Raw genomic sequence first — 17,205 nt, 5'->3', positions numbered from 1 at the left:
CATTTTCTATTATATAGAGCAAAGGGTGTGCCAAAAAAATAAGAAAGAAGATGTAAAAAAGTAAAATCGTGAAAAAGGCGTTTTTTTTGCTTTAAAGACTTTTATATATAGAATAAATGTTGTATCTTTGCCATGTTTTTTGGACCTTAAAATCGCTTAGAACGAAAATAAATGGCCTTAAACGAGAAATATAAATTAAATACATCATAAGAAAATGGATGAAAATCAGACGATCGATAAAGATCGAATTATGAAAATCAACATCGAAGAAGAGATGAAGAGCTCTTATATCGACTATTCTATGTCGGTAATTGTAGCTCGTGCCCTTCCAGATGTTCGTGATGGTTTCAAACCTGTGCATCGTCGTATCCTTTACGGTATGCTTGGTATCGGAAATACTAGTGACAAACCTTACAAGAAGTGTGCTCGTGTTGTAGGTGAAGTTCTTGGTAAATACCATCCTCATGGTGACTCTTCTGTTTATGGCGCTTTGGTTCGTATGGGCCAAGAATGGAATATGCGTTATAAACTTATTGATGGTCAGGGTAACTTCGGTTCTGTGGATGGTGACTCTCCTGCTGCTATGCGTTATACGGAGTGCCGACTCAGTAAGATGGGTGAACATATCATGGACGACCTTGATAAGGAAACCGTTGATATGGTCAACAACTTCGATGATACTTTGCAGGAGCCGTCTGTAATGCCTACTAAGATTCCTAACCTCCTTGTTAATGGTGGTAATGGTATTGCTGTAGGTATGGCTACGAATATCCCTACACACAATCTGCGTGAGGTTATCGATGGTTGTTGCGCATATATTGATAATCCTGATATCGAACTCGATGAATTGATGAAGTATATCCCTGCTCCAGATTTCCCTACAGGTGCTACTATTTATGGCATCCAAGGTGTGAAGGATGCATATGAAACAGGTCGAGGACGTATCGTGATTCGTGCTACTGCCGAAATCGAAAGTGATGAGAATCATGATAAGATCGTTGTCACGGAAATTCCTTATGGAGTAAATAAGCAGATGCTTATTGAATATATCGCCGAATTAGTAAAAGAAGGCAAGCTCGATGGAATCTCTAATGCTAACGATGAATCTGGTCGTCAAGGTATGCGTATCGTGATTGACGTGAAGCGTGATGCTAATGCAAATGTGGTACTTAACAAGTTGTTTAAGATGACAGCTTTACAGAGCTCATTCTCTGTTAACTGCATTGCGTTGGTTAAAGGTCGTCCACGTCTGCTTGGACTGAAAGATTGTATCAAGTATTTCGTAGAGCATCGTCATGATGTAACGATCCGCCGTACACAGTACGAGTTGCGTAAGGCACAGGAACGTGCTCATATCCTCGAAGGATTGATCATCGCATGTGATAATATCGATGAAGTTGTACATATTATTCGTGCAAGTAAAACACCTTCTGATGCTCAGCGTAATTTGGAGCAACGCTTCGAACTCGATGAACTTCAAAGTAAGGCCATTGTAGATATGCGTCTCAGTCAGCTTACAGGTCTTCGTATGGATCAGTTGCATGCTGAGTACGATGAGTTGATGAAGCAGATCGAATATCTTAATCAGATTTTGAGCGATCCTGAACTTTGCAAGAAGGTGATGAAGGATGAGCTCAATGAGGTAAAAGAGAAATATGGCGATGAGCGTCGTACACAGATTAAGCCGGACGATCACGAGTTTAATCCAGAGGATTTCTATCCTAACGATCCTGTGGTTATCACCGTGAGTCATCTTGGCTATATCAAGCGTACACCACTTGCAGATTTCCGTGAGCAGGCTCGTGGTGGTGTAGGTTCTAAGGGTGCTCGTACTCGTGAGAAGGATTTCACCGAATATATATATCCTGCTACAATGCATCAGACGATGCTCTTCTTCACCAAGAAGGGTCGTTGCTATTGGCTTAAGTGTTACGAAATCCCAGAAGGTGACCGTAATTCTAAGGGGCGCGCTATTCAGAACCTGTTGAACATTGATTCTGATGATAGCGTAAATGCATTCCTTCGCTTACGTGGAAAAGGTTTGAGTGATGAAGAATTCATCAATTCACATTATATAGTATTCGCAACTAAGAATGGTACTGTGAAGAAGACATTGCTCGAACAGTATTCTCGTCCACGTGCTAATGGTGTGATCGCTATCAATATCGCCGAGAACGATGAAGTCGTAGATGTTCGCCTTACTAATGGTAATAATGAATTGATTATGGCTAACCGTAATGGTCGTGCTGTTCGTTTCCATGAGAATACCATTCGTACCATGGGTCGTACGGCTACTGGTGTTCGTGGTATGCGACTTGATGATGAAAATGATGCAGTAATCGGCATGGTCGTAGTTAATGATCCAGAGCATGAGACTGTTATGGTTGTGAGCGAACAAGGTTATGGTAAGCGTTCACAGGTAGAAGATTATCGTGTTACTAACCGTGGTGGTAAGGGTGTTAAGACTCTTGCTATTACAGAGAAGACTGGTTTGCTTGTAGCTATCAAGAATGTTACCGACGAAAACGACTTGATGATCATCAATAAGAGTGGTATCGTAATTCGTCTGGCTGTAGCCGATGTACGAGTTATGGGTCGTGCTACTCAGGGTGTTCGTCTTATCAATTTAGCTAAGAAGAACGATGTCATTGCTAGTGTATGTAAGGTAATGAGTAGTGAACTCGAAGCAACAGTAGAAGAGGAAAGTCGCGCAGCTTGGGCCAAGAAGAGTGAAGAGATAAGTGGTGATAATACTGTACAGAAATCTGCAGAGGAGACAGCAGAACCAACTGTTAACGAAGCTGATGATACCGAGGAAGAAAGCCCAATCTCTCCAAACGTAGATTTTGAATGATAAAAAAATCTTAAATAATCGAGGCAAATGACCGTTATATCAAAAATATTTCGGTTATTTGCTTTCGAAATTAATTTTGCCAAACCTTTAAAATTAAACAATATGAAAAAATTAATGATTGCAGCCTTGATGATGGTAGGTACATCGGCTGCCTTTGCTGGTGACAGCGATGCATTGAAAGCTATCCTTAAAACTAATAGCTATGCAGATGCTGAACAGTTGATTAAGCAAAACCTTAACACGCTTGCTAATAGTGCTGAAAAAGCTAAAGCTTACAATCACTTGGTAGATCTCGCTATGAAAGTATATAGTGATCAGCAGGCTATTGAGCAGACTAATATGACCAATAAGCAGTTAGGTCTTAAGAAGGATCCTCAGCCTTATGATACTACTGCAATGTATAACTCTGCTGTTCAGGCTATCAAGGCTGGATTAGAGTGCTATAAGTATGACCAGCAGCCTAACGAGAAGGGTAAGGTAAAGCCAAAGTTTGATGGTAATATTGCTCGCCTTTGGGGTGCTCGCACCAATCTTGTAAATGGTGGTCAGATTGCTGCACAGAAGGGTAATGCTAAGAAGGTACTTGAATATTGGGGTACATTCCTTGATACAGAAAGTGAACCAATGTTCGCTTCAATGGATCGTAAGTCAGAGAGTGAATATATAGGTCAGGTAGCACTTTTCGGTGCTCGCTATGCATATCAGGAGAAGCAGATGGATCTTTGCGAAAAGTATTGTGACATCGCTATGAAGAGTCCTGCTGAGGCTAAGGATGCTCTAAATTTGAAACTATATAGCATGAAGAGTAATTTGGCAACTAAGGCTGATTCCTTGGCTTATGTTGATAAGTTGAAAGCTCTCTATGCACAGGATCAGACCAATGAGGTTATCCTTGACAATCTTAATGGTATGTATCAGGGTTTGAAGATGGATAAGGAGCAACTCGAACTTCTTGATGCAGCTATCGCAGCTAATCCTAAGGGCTTTGTTGCTTATGCAGATAAGGGTATGTACTATATCGCAAAGAATGATGCAGATAAAGCTGTAAAGTGCTTGATGGAAGCTGAGAAGATTCAGCCAGAGAATGTTGTCGTTCTTACCTATCTGGGCGCTTGTCTTAATGTGAAGGCTTCTAATCTCCAAGATCCTAATGGTCGTAAGGTAGTATATACCGAGGCTTTGAAGTATCTCGACAAAGCAAAGGAATTAGATCCTAACAAGGCACAGGCTAACTGGGGTTATAACCGCTATCAGGCTTGCTATGGTCTTTATGGTGCTAAAGATCCTAAGACTATAGCTGCAGAGCAGGAGAGTCACTAATATTTAAATCTATATTTTATATAGCCCTTGTTTGTATTTCCCTATGCAAATAAGGGCTTTTTTATATTAAACACTAAAAATTAGGATTATGATTTTAAGTACAACACCCTCTATTGAGGGACATCCTGTATTGGAATACAAAGGTGTAGTAACAGGTGAAACTATTATTGGTGCTAACTTCGTTAAAGATATTTTTGCCAGTGTACGTGATTTTGTGGGAGGTCGCAGCAACAGTTATGAGCAGGTGTTGCGTGAGGCTAAAGATACTTCTATGCACGAGATGGTACAGCGCGCTCAGGCATTAGGCGCCAATGCAGTTGTTGGAATCGATTTCGATTACGAGACAATAGGTTCCAGTGGATCTATGCTTATGGTAGCTTGTAGTGGTACAGCTGTAGTTATATAAGAATATTCAGTTTTTTTGTGATTTATGATATGTCTATTCATTCTTTGATAACAAGAGATGCGAATTTCTTTTGGTCAAGGGTGAATAGACTTTTTTTATAAATATATGTAATTCCATTTCATGACTATCTCGAACGGATCCCGAAGGATTATGTAGCAGTTGCACAGTTGAATTCGCGAATTCTGAATTCATGGAATGAGGCTTAAATATTATAAAAATAAAGTTTATCCAATAAGGACGATACACATACCAGATGAGTCATCTTGTGAAGAATAGAATGAAATTAATGAATCGAGAGTAGAAGCATGCGGCGTCCCAATCGACTATTGATAGCCTTACGGAATAGCATATATTTCTTCGTATAATCCTTATCAGGAAGTGGAAATAACCCTTTGCTGCGTAAATTTTGAATAGCGATATCAAGGTGCTTACTACTATGCGTCAACAAGATCGTATTATAGAGATAATCCATCGAAAGTTGTGCGATACGGCGGTTTAATGCTACGCGGTCGGCTTCTGGTAAAGTACTTGCCAGATATTGTAAGCGGAAGATAATGTCACGAGTATCGTGAAGGCGCTTAAGTTGATGACGCCGATTATTGTTATGCATGATAGATTGTGAACGCTGGCGATAGTAATAAGCCTTGGCCTTTGTAGAGAATACACGTTCTGCACGTAAAAGAAGTTGAGGAGTGAACTCTTCGTCCTCGTGAAGAATACCAGGAGTAAAGCGCAAAGTGTGGAGTATAGAGCGGCGGAAAATATATCCACAAGCAGTAGCATGTAGATTATAACTATGCATATATTCGCTGCCCGAGATTGGACCGTTGTATTCAAAAGCCACCTCGGAAGTTGGACGATGGCTCGTATCGAAAATCACCATATCAGGATTATGGTAGCGCGCAATGTCGAGACAATGCTCGTAAGGCGCTTGAATGAGCATATCATCACCATCCACAAATTGTATATATTCACCATTGGCTATCTGTAGTCCACGGTTACGAGCTGCCGAAAGCCCTTGGTTACGCTGTCGAATATAGATAATCTCGTCGATAATATCACTAAGAGAAGTGAGTGGGGGAAGATCAGAACCATCATCGACGAGGATGATTTCCCGATCATCTCGACTGAGGGACAGACGGAGAATGCTATCGATGCAACTTCGGAGCATTTCATCATCGATGTTGTATGTGGTGATGATGAAACTGATTTGAGGCTTTGAATTTTGGGTGGAAATCTGCATGATAATGGTTCTTTTTTCAAAAGCAAAGGTAATAAAAAGAATTGAATAACGTTATTTATGTAATGAAAAAAGTAAAACACGATGATGAATATTCGCATATCCTAAAGTATACCGGGATGTTCGGAGGTGTACAAGGAGGAAATGTTCTGCTTTCGCTTGTAAAGAACAAATTGGTAGCTTTGATTCTCGGTCCAGAGGGATTGGGATTAATCTCGTTGTTTAATTCGGTCATTAAATTTGTGTCAGATTCTACCACTATGGGGCTCTCAATGAGTAGTGTGCGAGAACTATCTGTAGCTTTCCGGCAAAACGAAAAGATTGGCGATAAAGTTGAGATGGTAAGAATGTGGAGCTTGATGGTAGCTCTGTGGGGTACAGTAATATGCATTGTGTTGAGTCCATGGTTAGATACTTTCGTATTTTCCAAAGAAGGACATATGATTCATTTCGTACTTCTTTCGCCAGTAGTCTTCTTGATGGCAATCGTTTGTGGAGAGATAGCAGTATTAAAAGCTACCCAACAACTCAAATATCTTGCTTTGCAGTCGATAGAATATTCTGGAGCGGCTTTGTTGATTGCTACACCTCTTTATTATATATGGGGACAGAAGGCTATCGTTCCTTCTCTGTTATTATTAGCTGTTGCGCAATGGCTACTTGTTGTAGTAAGGTCTTATCGCTTATTTCCATTGAAAATATCTTTTCGGAAACAATTCATCGCAGAAGGGTGCGGAATGATGCGGTTAGGTTTGGTATTCGTTGTGGCGACAGCTATCGGTAGTGGTACAGAATTGATAGTGAGGTCGTATCTGGAACATCACGGAGGATTGAACGTCGTAGGACTCTATAATGCAGGATATATGCTTACGATGACCTGTGCAGGAGTGGTCTTATCAGCTTTGGAAACTGATTACTTCCCACGACTGTCTGGAGTGCAGAGTCAATTGGAGTTTTGTGAGTTGGTGAATAGACAGATCGAAATGTGTATACTTCTCTTAGCACCACTGTTGGCATTGCTCTTGCTGTTTCTTCCCATACTAATTCCATTACTTTATAGTCGTGGATTCCTACTTGCTACCGATATGACCCGACTATTAATAGTTGCAGTCTTTGTGAGAGGTTTTTATTTACCTTTAGAGTATATCCCTTTGGCAAAAGGTGATAGTGTTTCGTATCTTATCATTGAACTAAGTTATAGTGTGGTACTTATTCCCTCGATGATATTTTTCCAGAATCAGTTTGATATTACGGGCATGGGAATTGCCTTATTGTTTTCGTCTATCATAATTCTATTATTCGATTTGCTGTATTGTTATTGGAAATATGATTATCTGCCAGATGAAAATGTAATTAAGAAATTTATGGTTTATTTGTTTCTCTTATCTATAATGTGTGGAATTATATTCTTATATGAAGACTTTATAGAAATCGCCTTGTCATCAGTTGTAGTGATAGTTATCTCGGTATTATCAATTAAAACTTTAAGTAGGAAAGTTCCTATGATAAATGAAATTTTAAAGAAATGCAGATTGAAATGCAAATAGGTTTTTGCGTTAAACCGATATAAAAAAAAGGTTTGATTCTTGTCTATTTGATTCTTTTTGTTAACTTTGTGCTGAAATTAGTATATTATGACTTTATTGATCGTTACCATACTTGTTTTAGCATATCTTCTCATAGCCACTGAGAACCTTACTAATATAAACAAAGCAGCTGTTGCTATCTTTGCTGCAGCTTTGGGCTGGGTGCTGTATATCTGTTATGGTACTGATTTCGTGATGAGCCAACATAATAGTGAATATCTGGTCTTTTTAGGGAAAGCATCGTCTACAAGTGCCAGTGTAAAACATTATATAGCACAGAATATTTTTCTTCCTTATGTTGGTAGAGCATCAGAAGTAGTGTTGTTCTTATTAGCTACGATGACAATCGTAGAGATTCTGAACAATAACGGTTGTTTCGATTTCGTCAGACAGTTGTTGCGTACACGGAACAGCCGAAAAATGTTATGGACGTTATCTGTGGTGACTTTTATTATTTCGGCCAATCTCGATAACCTCTCTACTACGGTGATGATGCTTACGATCATGCATTCTATTATCCCTAATCGACGTCAACGTATGATTTACGGATCTGCTATTGTCGTATCGGCTAATTGTGGTGGTGCTCTTACGGTAATAGGTAATCCTGAAGGACTTGTGCTATGGAATTTGGGAGCTGTGACGGCAACGAATTTCTCTGCTGCTTTAGCTATTCCTTGTGTGGTGGCTTGGAGTGTACCTACTTATTTAATGGGGAGAATGTTACCAGAACACGTAGATACAGAGTGGATTACAATGCCATATCGTGGTGATGATACCCGTCTGAATATCTGGCAACGATTACTCATGCTGTTTGTAGGTATTGGAGGCTTGTGGTTTATTCCTACCTTTAGAGATATTACAAAACTCAGTCCATTCTTGGGCGCTATGTGTGTGCTTGCCATCTTGTGGATTGTAAACGAGATCTTTAATCGTAAATTGATGAATTCCGACATGATGGCTCAACGTCGCATCCCTCAGGCTTTGCAATATGGCGTAATTCAAATGATGCTTTATGTAATGGGAATGATGCTTGCTATTGGCGTCGTGGTAGAAACAGGCGCTATAGAGTGGGTGTGGACCTATCTAGAAGCATATTTGCATAATATTTGGATCTATGGATTAATAGCAGGTGCAATCAGTTCGGTAGTGGAGAATTTCGCTACGGCGATGAGTTTCTTCTCACTTTCACCTTTTACCGTGCAGTCACTTGCTGATACTTCTTCGATGATCGGCATCAATGGCGCTTACTGGAAAATTATAGCTTTCTCTGTGATGGCAGGAGGAAATATTCTGGCTATAGGTTCTATCAGTGGTGTAGCGCTGCTCAAGATGGAAAAGATGCATCTTGGTTGGTATTTCCGAAATGTGGGGTGGAAGTGCCTCTTTGGAATGATAGCCGGACTCGTTGAATTATGGATTGTAATGTGAAAAAGATAACTAATCAAAAAATAAGAAAAGGTATTAAGTATTATGGCTAAAATTAAGACAATCGGAATCCTGACCTCTGGAGGTGACGCTCCTGGTATGAATGCTGCTATTCGCGCAGTCACACGTGCTGGTATTTATAATGGATTCGAAATCAAGGCTATCTATCGAGGTTATGACGGACTAATTCAGAATGATATCAAGCCTTTTACTACAGAAAACGTAAGTGGTATCATCGGTACCGGTGGTACTATCCTAAAAACCGCAAGAAGTAAAGAGTTTATGACTGAGGAAGGTCGACAGAAGGCCTATGAAAACTTGCAAGCACAAGGTATTGATGCTTTGGTCGTAATAGGTGGTAACGGATCGTTGACGGGTGCTATGAATTTTGCTCGTGACTATGATGTCTGCTGTATCGGTCTTCCTGGTACTATTGATAACGACTTGTACGGTACAGATAATACTATAGGTTATGATACTACCATGAATACAATTGTAGAGTGTGTCGATCGTATTCGAGACACGGCGCAAAGTCATGAGCGTATTTTCTTTATCGAAGTAATGGGACGTGACGCAGGATTCTTAGCTCAGAATTCAGCAATCGCTAGTGGCGCTGAAGCAGCTATTATTCCAGAGGATTCTACAGATGTTGACCAGTTAGCTCAATTTATGGAGCGTGGTATCCGTAAATCAAAGAAGAGTTGTATTGTGGTTGTTTCTGAAAGTCCGAAATGTGGCGCTTTGTATTATGCAGATCGTGTGCGTAAGGAGTTCCCTGAATATGATGTGCGCGTGTCTATCTTAGGTCATTTACAGCGAGGTGGACGTCCAACAGCACGAGATAGAATTCTTGCAAGTAGAACGGGTTGCGGAGCCGTAGAAGCCATTATGCAAGGACAGCGCAATGTAATGGTCGGTGTGAGAAACAATGAAGTGGTTTATGTACCATTGAGTGAAGCAATTCGATCAGATAAACCTTTCGATAGAAAACTGATAAAGGTACTCGATGAGTTGAGTATCTAATATTAAAAAGGTATAAAAAAAGTACCGTAATTGTGAAATAAAAATACATAAATTTGGTAGAACAAAACAATTTCGGTACTTTTGATGCTTGGAAAACGACAATATTATATTTAACTAAAATAATTAATAGCTTATGGCAACAATTAATGGACACATTTCTCAGATCATTGGTCCTGTCATCGATGTCTATTTCGACACGAAGGGCGAGGATCCCGAGAAAGTGCTTCCAAAAATTAATGAGGCCTTGAAGGTAAAACGTCCTGATGGTCGCGACTTGATCATCGAGGTGAAACAGCATATCGGTGAAGATACCGTACGTTGTGTCGCTATGGACAACACCGATGGTTTGCAGCGTGGGCTCGAAGCCGTTTCGACGGGAAGTCCAATCGTGATGCCTGTAGGTGAGCAAATTAAAGGCCGAATGCTGAATGTCATTGGTGAACCAATCGACGGTATGAAAAAACTAGATATGCAGGGTGCATATCCTATTCACCGTGAAGCACCGAAGTTTGACGAACTCTCTACCCATAAGGAAATGCTTGCCACTGGTATAAAGGTTATCGACTTGCTCGAACCTTATATGAAAGGTGGTAAAATTGGATTGTTTGGTGGAGCTGGCGTAGGTAAGACTGTGCTCATCATGGAGTTGATAAATAATATCGCCAAGGGACATAATGGCTATTCTGTTTTTGCAGGAGTAGGAGAGCGTACACGTGAAGGTAATGACTTGATTCGTGATATGCTTGAATCCGGTGTTATTAAATATGGCGAAAAGTTCAGAAAGGCCATGGAAGAAGGTAAATGGGATCTTTCTTTGGTAGACCCTGAAGAACTGAAGAAGTCACAAGCCACCCTTGTTTATGGTCAGATGAACGAACCACCTGGGGCACGTTCCTCAGTAGCTCTTTCAGGACTTACTGTGGCAGAGGAATTCCGTGATCATGGTGGCGCTAATGGTGAAGCAGCTGATATCATGTTCTTCATTGATAATATCTTCCGTTTCACACAGGCAGGCTCTGAGGTTTCTGCGTTGCTTGGTCGAATGCCTTCAGCTGTAGGTTATCAGCCTACATTGGCTTCGGAGATGGGACAAATGCAGGAACGAATCACTTCTACCAAGAATGGTTCTATTACTTCTGTTCAGGCTGTGTATGTACCTGCCGATGACCTTACTGACCCTGCGCCTGCTACAACTTTTACCCATTTGGATGCTACTACGGTGTTGAATCGTAAAATCACAGAGTTGGGTATCTATCCAGCTGTAGATCCTTTGGCTAGTACTTCGCGTATTCTTGATCCACTTATCGTTGGTAAGGAGCATTATGAATGTGCACAACGCGTGAAGGAATTGTTGCAGCATTATAATGAGCTACAAGATATTATTGCTATCTTGGGTATGGATGAACTCTCTGATGAGGATAAACTCACAGTGGCTCGTGCACGTCGTGTACAGCGATTCTTGTCTCAACCGTTTGCTGTTGCTGAACAGTTTACTGGTACTCCAGGTGTAATGGTAAGTATCGAGGATACTATCAAGGGCTTTAATGCTATTATGGATGGTGAAGTAGATGACTTACCAGAGCAGGCGTTCTTAAATGTTGGTACCATTGAGGATGCTAAGGAGAAGGGTAAGAAACTTCTCGAACAAGCTAAAGGATAATGCCTATGTTGAGTCTTAAGATTGTATCTCCGGAGAAAATCATCTTCGATGGAAATGTGGAGAGTATCAGAGTTCCTGGAACACTTGGCTCGTTCGAGATTCTTGAAAATCATGCTCCTATCATTTCTTCTCTTGAGACTGGTGTCGTAGAATATTCAACCAAAGATGGCATGAATTCGCTGAACATAAAAGGTGGGTTCGTTGAAGTGAAGAAGAATGAAGTGAACGTGTGTGTGGAAGTTTAATCAAATGTGATAAATTGATGATAGATAAGAATATAGATCATTTGAGTTGGAATTATCGTAAACAGGGAATAGGACTGGTTGGAGCTTTATTCTTGATGGGCTTGCTTCTCATCAATTTGCTTCATCTGGAGAATATCTTGACTGCGTTTATCACTTCCACTGTGTATGGTCTGATCATTGAATTTGCGGATGGATTGGTTTGGGGAAAGGTTGCTCGGAAAGCTGCCGATAATCTCACCAATTTCTTTATGGGAGTATCCATTGTGAGAATTTTATCTGCATTATTGATGATACTTATTTATTATATGATAGCAGGTCGGGCTGCAATGTTCAATTTTCTGGTCGTGTTTGCATGCTTTTATCTCGCTATCATTCTTCATCATACACTTTTCTTCCGCAAACATGCTGACGTAGGGTCAGTGAATTAAAGTATAGACGTAAATGAAAAATATTAAAACATTGCTTCTTCTACTGATGATAGTTTTACTACCATTTCAGCTTTATGCAAACAATGAGAAGAAGGGGGAGAAATTGGATATACCGGAAATTGTTCTCGGGCATCTTTCTGATGCATACGAATGGCATATCACCTCGTATGAAGGCAAGAACTTGTCGATACCTCTTCCTATCATTGTTCAGAGTAAAGCCAGTGGGAAGTGGGTTTGCTGTACTGCAGAGAGTTTGCCAAAACCTTTTTATTTCGACGAAAAGCATCATGGAAAGATATATGAAAAATTGGCTGATGGCTCAACGGTCCGTCCTTTAGATTTGAGTATCACTAAGACGGTGGCTCAAATATGGATTGTTGTTATCATCATGCTTATTGTCTTTCTTTCTTGTGCCCGCTGGTACAAACATCATGATGACAGAAAGGAAGCTCCAGGAGGATTTGTAGGAATGATGGAGGCTACGGTAATGTATATCTATGATGACGTTGTCAAAGCTTCTATCGGAGAAAACCATAGTCGTTCTTATGCTCCTTATCTGCTTACGGTATTCTTCTTTATTCTAACGTGTAATCTAATAGGTTTGATTCCTATATTCCCGGGTGGTGCCAATGTGACGGGTAATATCAATATTACTTTGTTTTTGGCTGTATGCACAATGATTGCAATCAACCTGTTTGGTAATAAGGAGTATTGGAAGGATATCTTTTGGCCAAAAGTTCCGGTCTTCTTGAAATGTCCGGTACCTTTGATGCCTGTCATTGAACTCTTTGGCGTTTTTACAAAACCATTTGCACTCATGATTCGTCTTTTTGCTAATATGATGGCGGGTCATGCAGTAATTCTAAGTTTCACCTGTGTCATCTTTTTGGGATGGTCTATGGGTGTAGGCTTTGGCCTTGGCCTGAATACATTCAGCATCATCATGTTGCTGTTTATGAATCTACTCGAACTTCTTGTAGCTTTTGTTCAGGCTTATGTGTTCACTCTGCTTAGTGCCGTATTCATTGGCTTAGCGCATAAAGAAGAGGAAGCAGAGTAATAATAAAAGAAAAAGAATAACTAATAACAATAAAAATTTAAAGCTATGTTAATTTCAACATTATTGGCTGCAGAAGGCCTGGCTAAGCTAGGTTGCGGTCTTGGAGCAGGTATTGCAGTAATCGGTGCAGGTTTAGGTATTGGTAAAATTGGTGGCCAGGCAATGGACGCTATAGCTCGCCAGCCAGAAGCTTCTAGCAAGATTCAGACTAACATGATTTTGACTTCTGCTTTCGTTGAGGGTTGTGCCCTCTTTGCAATTGCAGCGTGCGCATTCTTGATTTAAGTGTAAGAATTAATGGATAATTTACCATCAATACTAACGCCGGATCCTGGATTACTATTGTGGATGTTCCTGGCGTTCGTGGTGGTCTTAGGTGTTCTTGCCAAATTTGGTTTTCCTGTCATCATTCGTATGGTAGAAGAACGAAAAAATTATATCGACGATAGTTTGCGCAAGGCACATGAAGCCTCAGAACGACTTGAAAACATCAAGCAGGAAGGGGAATCCATTTTGCAGGAAGCTCGCGAGAAACAAGCTGATATCCTTAAGGAGGCTGCTGGAACTCGTGATGCTATTGTAGAAAAGGCTCAGGAAAAAGCACGAGAGGAGAGTGCTCGCATCATTAGTGAGGCGAGAATTCAAATCGAAAGCGAGAAACAAAACGCTGTTCGCGAGATTCGTTCTCAGGTAGCTGAACTTAGTGTTCAAATTGCAGAGAAGATTCTTAAAGAGAAACTTTCTACTGATGATAAGCAAATGGAATTGGTAAACCGATTGCTGGATGAAGTTTCTTCTGAAAATAAAAAAGGATAATAGCTTATGGATTTAGGTGTAATATCGGTAAGATATGCTCGGGCACTCCTAAAGAGTGCTACAGAGCAAAAGATCGAAGAACAGGTGTATAAGGATATGGCTTCTTTGGCAGAATGCTATATGGAGGTGCCTGAATTGCGATCTTCGATAGATAACCCTATGCTTTCTGGTGAGAAGAAAATGCATCTGCTTACAACAGCACTGGGAAATAACCCACAGGAACTGAGTAAGCGTTTTGTAGTTCTTGTAATGAAAGAGGATAGGGAAAACGCCCTGCAATTCATGGCTAATTCATATATCACTCTTTATAGACAACAGAAGAATATCACCCGCGGTAAACTGACGACTGCCTCTGCTGTGTCGGCTGCTACAGAACAGAAGATGAAGCAGATGGTGGAAGCTAAAACTCAGGGTACTGTAGAATTTACTACTGAGGTAGATCCTACTATCATTGGAGGATTTATTCTTGAGTATGATACCTACAGAATGGATGCAAGTGTTAAGTCGAAACTTAACAATATACTTGTTGAATTAAAAAAGTAAATTTCAAATGTCAGAAAAAATAAAACCAAGTGAAGTATCTGAAGTTCTTGTAAAGGAGTTGCAAGGCATCAATGATGCAAATCAGTTTGATGAGGTAGGTACTGTACTTACCGTAGCTGATGGCGTGGCCCATATATATGGACTACGTAATGTTGAGGCTTCTGAACTTCTTGAGTTCGAGAATGGTACTATGGCTATTGTCATGAACCTGGAGGAAGACAATGTGGGTTGTGTGCTTCTAGGGGATACTGCTGGCATCAAGGAAGGACAGAAAGTTAAGCGTACACATCGTATTGCTTCTATCCGTGTTAATGATAATTTCCTAGGACGTGTTGTTAATCCTATAGGTCAGCCTATCGACGGTAAGGGCGATATTGATCTTACTGATTCTTTGGAGATGCCGCTTGATCGTAAGGCTCCTGGAGTAATTTATCGTCAACCAGTAAAGGAACCTCTTCAGACGGGTCTTAAGGCGGTAGACTCTATGATTCCTATTGGCCGTGGCCAGCGTGAGTTGATAATTGGTGACCGACAGACTGGCAAAACGGCTGTCGCTGTTGATACGATTATCAATCAGAAAAGTAACTATGATGCAGGTAAACCAGTATATTGTATTTATGTAGCTATTGGACAGAAGGCTTCTACTGTAGCTAGTCTTGTTCAAACTTTACAGGATCATGGCGCAATGCCTTATACTATTGTTGTGAGTGCTACAGCTGCTGATCCTGCTGCTATGCAATATTATGCACCTTTTGCCGGTGCTGCTATCGGTGAATACTTCCGCGATCGTGGCTATCATGCGCTAGTTGTTTATGATGATTTGTCAAAACAAGCTGTGGCCTATCGTGAAGTTTCGTTGATTCTTCGCCGACCTTCTGGTCGTGAAGCATATCCGGGTGATGTGTTCTATCTGCATAGTCGTTTACTTGAGCGTGCTGCTCGTATCAACGATCAACAGGAAATTGCAGAGCAGATGAATGATCTTCCTGAGAGTTTGAAAGGACATGTTCGTGGTGGTGGTTCACTTACAGCTCTTCCTATCATTGAAACTCAGGCTGGTGATGTTTCTGCATACATTCCAACAAACGTAATCTCTATCACGGATGGACAAATTTATCTGGAGACTAACCTCTTTAACCAAGGATTCCGTCCTGCTATTAATGTAGGTATATCAGTTTCTCGTGTAGGTGGTTCTGCTCAGGTGAAGAGTATGAAGAAAGTTGCTGGTACCCTTAAAATTGATATGGCACAGTATCGTGAGCTTGAGAGTTTCTCTAAGTTTGCTAGCGATATGGATGCTGTTACGGCTATGACATTGGATCGTGGACGTAAGAATAATCAGTTGCTTATCCAGCCTCAATATAGTCCTATGCCTGTAGGTGAACAGATCGCAATTATATATTGCGGTGTTCATGGTTTGATGCACGATGTTCCTGTAGATGAGGTACGTAAGTGTCAGGATCAATTCCTTGATGCTATGCGGTCACAACATCAGGATGCTATAGATATATTAGCTAGTGGAAAACTGACTGAGGAAGTGGAAAATACCATCAAGGAAGTTATGGCTAATGTAGCCGGACAATTTAAAGCGTAATAGCCTATGCCGTCGTTGAAAGAGATAAAAACTCGTATTGCTTCTGTCAATAGTACTCGTAAGATAACGAGTGCCATGAAGATGGTGGCTTCATCGAAACTGCATCATGCACAGGTGGCTATACAAAATATGCTTCCTTACGAAAACCAATTGGAACATATCTTGAAGAGTTTCCTGCTTTCTACTCCGGATACTGACACACCTTTTGAGGGAAGTCATGCTGAGCTGAAGCGTGTGGCATTAGTTGTTTTCAGCTCCAATAGTTCGCTATGTGGTGGCTTTAATAATAATGTTATCAAGATGATGCTGGAAACGATTGACGAGTACAAGAGTCAAGGTGTCGACGATATTATTATTTATCCTATCGGGCGTAAGATTGAAGAAAAGGTTAAGAAATTAGGTCTCCCATGTGCAGGTAGTTTCATGGATTTAGTTGATAAACCAAAGTCTGCACCTTGTGCTGATATTGTACGCGAATTGGGTAATTTGTTCTTGAAAGGTGAGATAGATAAAGTAGAACTTATTTATCATCATTTCAAGAGTGCAGGTAGTCAGATCTTGACTCGTAAGACTTTATTGCCAATAGACCTTTCTACTGAGACTATTGGAGAGAATAATGATCGTGATCTTTCAAGTAATGTAGCTACTGCTAAAGCTCAGGAATATCTTAGAAAAAAACATGCTAAGGAGAGAAATGAGGAAAAGCAGGATGTTGCAATCAATGATGATTTTATTGTAGAACCTGATTTGCATACTGTTCTTAGTAGTTTGATTCCTAAGCAATTACATCTTATGATGTATACAGCCTTGTTGGATAGTATAGCCAGTGAGCATGCTGCTCGAATGGTTGCTATGCAGACTGCTACGGATAATGCAGATGAGTTGCTTCGTGACTTGAATTTACAATTTAATAAGAGTCGTCAGGCCGCTATTACGAATGAATTGTTAGACATTGTGGGGGGAAGTTCAAATAATTAAATACAACTTCTCTATAAGAATAAGCAA

General features: G+C 40.5%; 16 protein-coding genes. 15 read left to right on the top strand and 1 reads right to left on the bottom strand.

What is annotated here, in order from left to right; genetic code table 11:
- The first annotated feature begins 214 nt into the window (after positions 1-214).
- From gyrA to K333_RS0103755, 3 genes are all read left to right on the top strand, one after another.
- A complete protein-coding gene (gene gyrA / locus K333_RS0103765; RefSeq protein ID WP_024989342.1) occupies positions 215-2,854 on the top strand; it encodes a DNA gyrase subunit A in 2,640 nt (879 codons plus the stop codon).
- Positions 2,855-2,956: 102 nt separating this feature from the next.
- Complete coding sequence (locus K333_RS0103760; protein WP_051230859.1) at positions 2,957-4,174, top strand: hypothetical protein; 1,218 nt, start codon at positions 2,957-2,959, stop codon at positions 4,172-4,174.
- A gap of 88 nt (positions 4,175-4,262) precedes the next feature.
- A complete protein-coding gene (locus tag K333_RS0103755) occupies positions 4,263-4,580 on the top strand; it encodes a YbjQ family protein (RefSeq protein WP_024989340.1) in 318 nt (105 codons plus the stop codon).
- A gap of 283 nt (positions 4,581-4,863) precedes the next feature.
- On the opposite strand, the gene K333_RS0103750 is transcribed toward K333_RS0103755, so the two are convergent.
- Positions 4,864-5,823, bottom strand: coding sequence for a glycosyltransferase (locus K333_RS0103750; protein ID WP_024989339.1), 960 nt, complete (start codon positions 5,821-5,823; stop codon positions 4,864-4,866).
- A 62-nt stretch (positions 5,824-5,885) separates the two neighbouring features.
- Between K333_RS0103750 and K333_RS0103745 the strand changes: the two genes are divergently transcribed.
- The 12 genes from K333_RS0103745 (at position 5,886) to K333_RS0103690 (ending at position 17,178) form a co-directional block, all read left to right on the top strand.
- The gene (locus tag K333_RS0103745) at positions 5,886-7,367 is read left to right on the top strand and encodes an oligosaccharide flippase family protein (RefSeq protein WP_024989338.1); all 1,482 of its coding nucleotides are present in this window, start codon (positions 5,886-5,888) and stop codon (positions 7,365-7,367) included.
- 87 nt (positions 7,368-7,454) lie between these two features.
- Positions 7,455-8,834, top strand: coding sequence for an SLC13 family permease (locus K333_RS0103740; RefSeq protein ID WP_024989337.1), 1,380 nt, complete (start codon positions 7,455-7,457; stop codon positions 8,832-8,834).
- A gap of 42 nt (positions 8,835-8,876) precedes the next feature.
- Positions 8,877-9,854 (top strand): 6-phosphofructokinase, encoded by a 978-nt coding sequence (gene pfkA, locus K333_RS0103735; protein ID WP_024989336.1) that lies wholly within the window; start codon positions 8,877-8,879, stop codon positions 9,852-9,854.
- A gap of 133 nt (positions 9,855-9,987) precedes the next feature.
- Positions 9,988-11,514: a F0F1 ATP synthase subunit beta gene (atpD, locus tag K333_RS0103730; protein ID WP_024989335.1), complete on the top strand. Its 1,527-nt coding sequence runs from the start codon at positions 9,988-9,990 to the stop codon at positions 11,512-11,514.
- Positions 11,515-11,519: 5 nt separating this feature from the next.
- On the top strand, positions 11,520-11,759 hold the full coding sequence (gene atpC / locus K333_RS0103725) for an ATP synthase F1 subunit epsilon (RefSeq protein WP_024989334.1): 240 nt from the start codon (positions 11,520-11,522) through the stop codon (positions 11,757-11,759).
- Positions 11,760-11,776: 17 nt separating this feature from the next.
- Positions 11,777-12,187, top strand: a complete 411-nt coding sequence (locus K333_RS0103720; protein WP_024989333.1) for a hypothetical protein — start codon at positions 11,777-11,779, stop codon at positions 12,185-12,187.
- 13 nt (positions 12,188-12,200) lie between these two features.
- Positions 12,201-13,247, top strand: coding sequence for a F0F1 ATP synthase subunit A (gene atpB, locus K333_RS0103715; RefSeq protein WP_027452347.1), 1,047 nt, complete (start codon positions 12,201-12,203; stop codon positions 13,245-13,247).
- A gap of 45 nt (positions 13,248-13,292) precedes the next feature.
- On the top strand, positions 13,293-13,532 hold the full coding sequence (gene atpE, locus K333_RS0103710; protein ID WP_024989332.1) for an ATP synthase F0 subunit C: 240 nt from the start codon (positions 13,293-13,295) through the stop codon (positions 13,530-13,532).
- A gap of 12 nt (positions 13,533-13,544) precedes the next feature.
- Entirely contained in the window at positions 13,545-14,063 is a 519-nt protein-coding gene (gene atpF, locus K333_RS0103705; RefSeq protein ID WP_024989331.1) for a F0F1 ATP synthase subunit B, read from the top strand.
- A 6-nt stretch (positions 14,064-14,069) separates the two neighbouring features.
- On the top strand, positions 14,070-14,606 hold the full coding sequence (locus K333_RS0103700; RefSeq protein WP_024989330.1) for a F0F1 ATP synthase subunit delta: 537 nt from the start codon (positions 14,070-14,072) through the stop codon (positions 14,604-14,606).
- A 7-nt stretch (positions 14,607-14,613) separates the two neighbouring features.
- Positions 14,614-16,200 carry a F0F1 ATP synthase subunit alpha gene (gene atpA / locus K333_RS0103695; protein ID WP_027452346.1) on the top strand — a complete coding sequence of 529 codons (1,587 nt, stop codon included), beginning with the start codon at positions 14,614-14,616 and terminating at the stop codon, positions 16,198-16,200.
- Between the two features lie 6 nt (positions 16,201-16,206).
- Positions 16,207-17,178: a F0F1 ATP synthase subunit gamma gene (locus tag K333_RS0103690; RefSeq protein WP_024989329.1), complete on the top strand. Its 972-nt coding sequence runs from the start codon at positions 16,207-16,209 to the stop codon at positions 17,176-17,178.
- Positions 17,179-17,205 lie beyond the last annotated feature (27 nt).

Origin of the sequence: Segatella albensis DSM 11370 = JCM 12258, from assembly GCF_000426565.1 — a bacterium.
Classification (GTDB): Bacteria; Bacteroidota; Bacteroidia; order Bacteroidales; family Bacteroidaceae; genus Prevotella; species Prevotella albensis.
This window is presented reverse-complemented; position numbering and strand designations above follow the sequence as displayed.

Coding starts and splice junctions, on each gene's coding strand:
- gyrA (WP_024989342.1), top strand. CDS start 215: ATGGATGAAAATCAGACGATCGATAAAGATCGAATTATGAAAATCAAC.
- K333_RS0103760 (WP_051230859.1), top strand. CDS start 2,957: ATGAAAAAATTAATGATTGCAGCCTTGATGATGGTAGGTACATCGGCT.
- K333_RS0103755 (WP_024989340.1), top strand. CDS start 4,263: ATGATTTTAAGTACAACACCCTCTATTGAGGGACATCCTGTATTGGAA.
- K333_RS0103750 (WP_024989339.1), bottom strand. CDS start 5,823: ATGCAGATTTCCACCCAAAATTCAAAGCCTCAAATCAGTTTCATCATC.
- K333_RS0103745 (WP_024989338.1), top strand. CDS start 5,886: ATGAAAAAAGTAAAACACGATGATGAATATTCGCATATCCTAAAGTAT.
- K333_RS0103740 (WP_024989337.1), top strand. CDS start 7,455: ATGACTTTATTGATCGTTACCATACTTGTTTTAGCATATCTTCTCATA.
- pfkA (WP_024989336.1), top strand. CDS start 8,877: ATGGCTAAAATTAAGACAATCGGAATCCTGACCTCTGGAGGTGACGCT.
- atpD (WP_024989335.1), top strand. CDS start 9,988: ATGGCAACAATTAATGGACACATTTCTCAGATCATTGGTCCTGTCATC.
- atpC (WP_024989334.1), top strand. CDS start 11,520: ATGTTGAGTCTTAAGATTGTATCTCCGGAGAAAATCATCTTCGATGGA.
- K333_RS0103720 (WP_024989333.1), top strand. CDS start 11,777: ATGATAGATAAGAATATAGATCATTTGAGTTGGAATTATCGTAAACAG.
- atpB (WP_027452347.1), top strand. CDS start 12,201: ATGAAAAATATTAAAACATTGCTTCTTCTACTGATGATAGTTTTACTA.
- atpE (WP_024989332.1), top strand. CDS start 13,293: ATGTTAATTTCAACATTATTGGCTGCAGAAGGCCTGGCTAAGCTAGGT.
- atpF (WP_024989331.1), top strand. CDS start 13,545: ATGGATAATTTACCATCAATACTAACGCCGGATCCTGGATTACTATTG.
- K333_RS0103700 (WP_024989330.1), top strand. CDS start 14,070: ATGGATTTAGGTGTAATATCGGTAAGATATGCTCGGGCACTCCTAAAG.
- atpA (WP_027452346.1), top strand. CDS start 14,614: ATGTCAGAAAAAATAAAACCAAGTGAAGTATCTGAAGTTCTTGTAAAG.
- K333_RS0103690 (WP_024989329.1), top strand. CDS start 16,207: ATGCCGTCGTTGAAAGAGATAAAAACTCGTATTGCTTCTGTCAATAGT.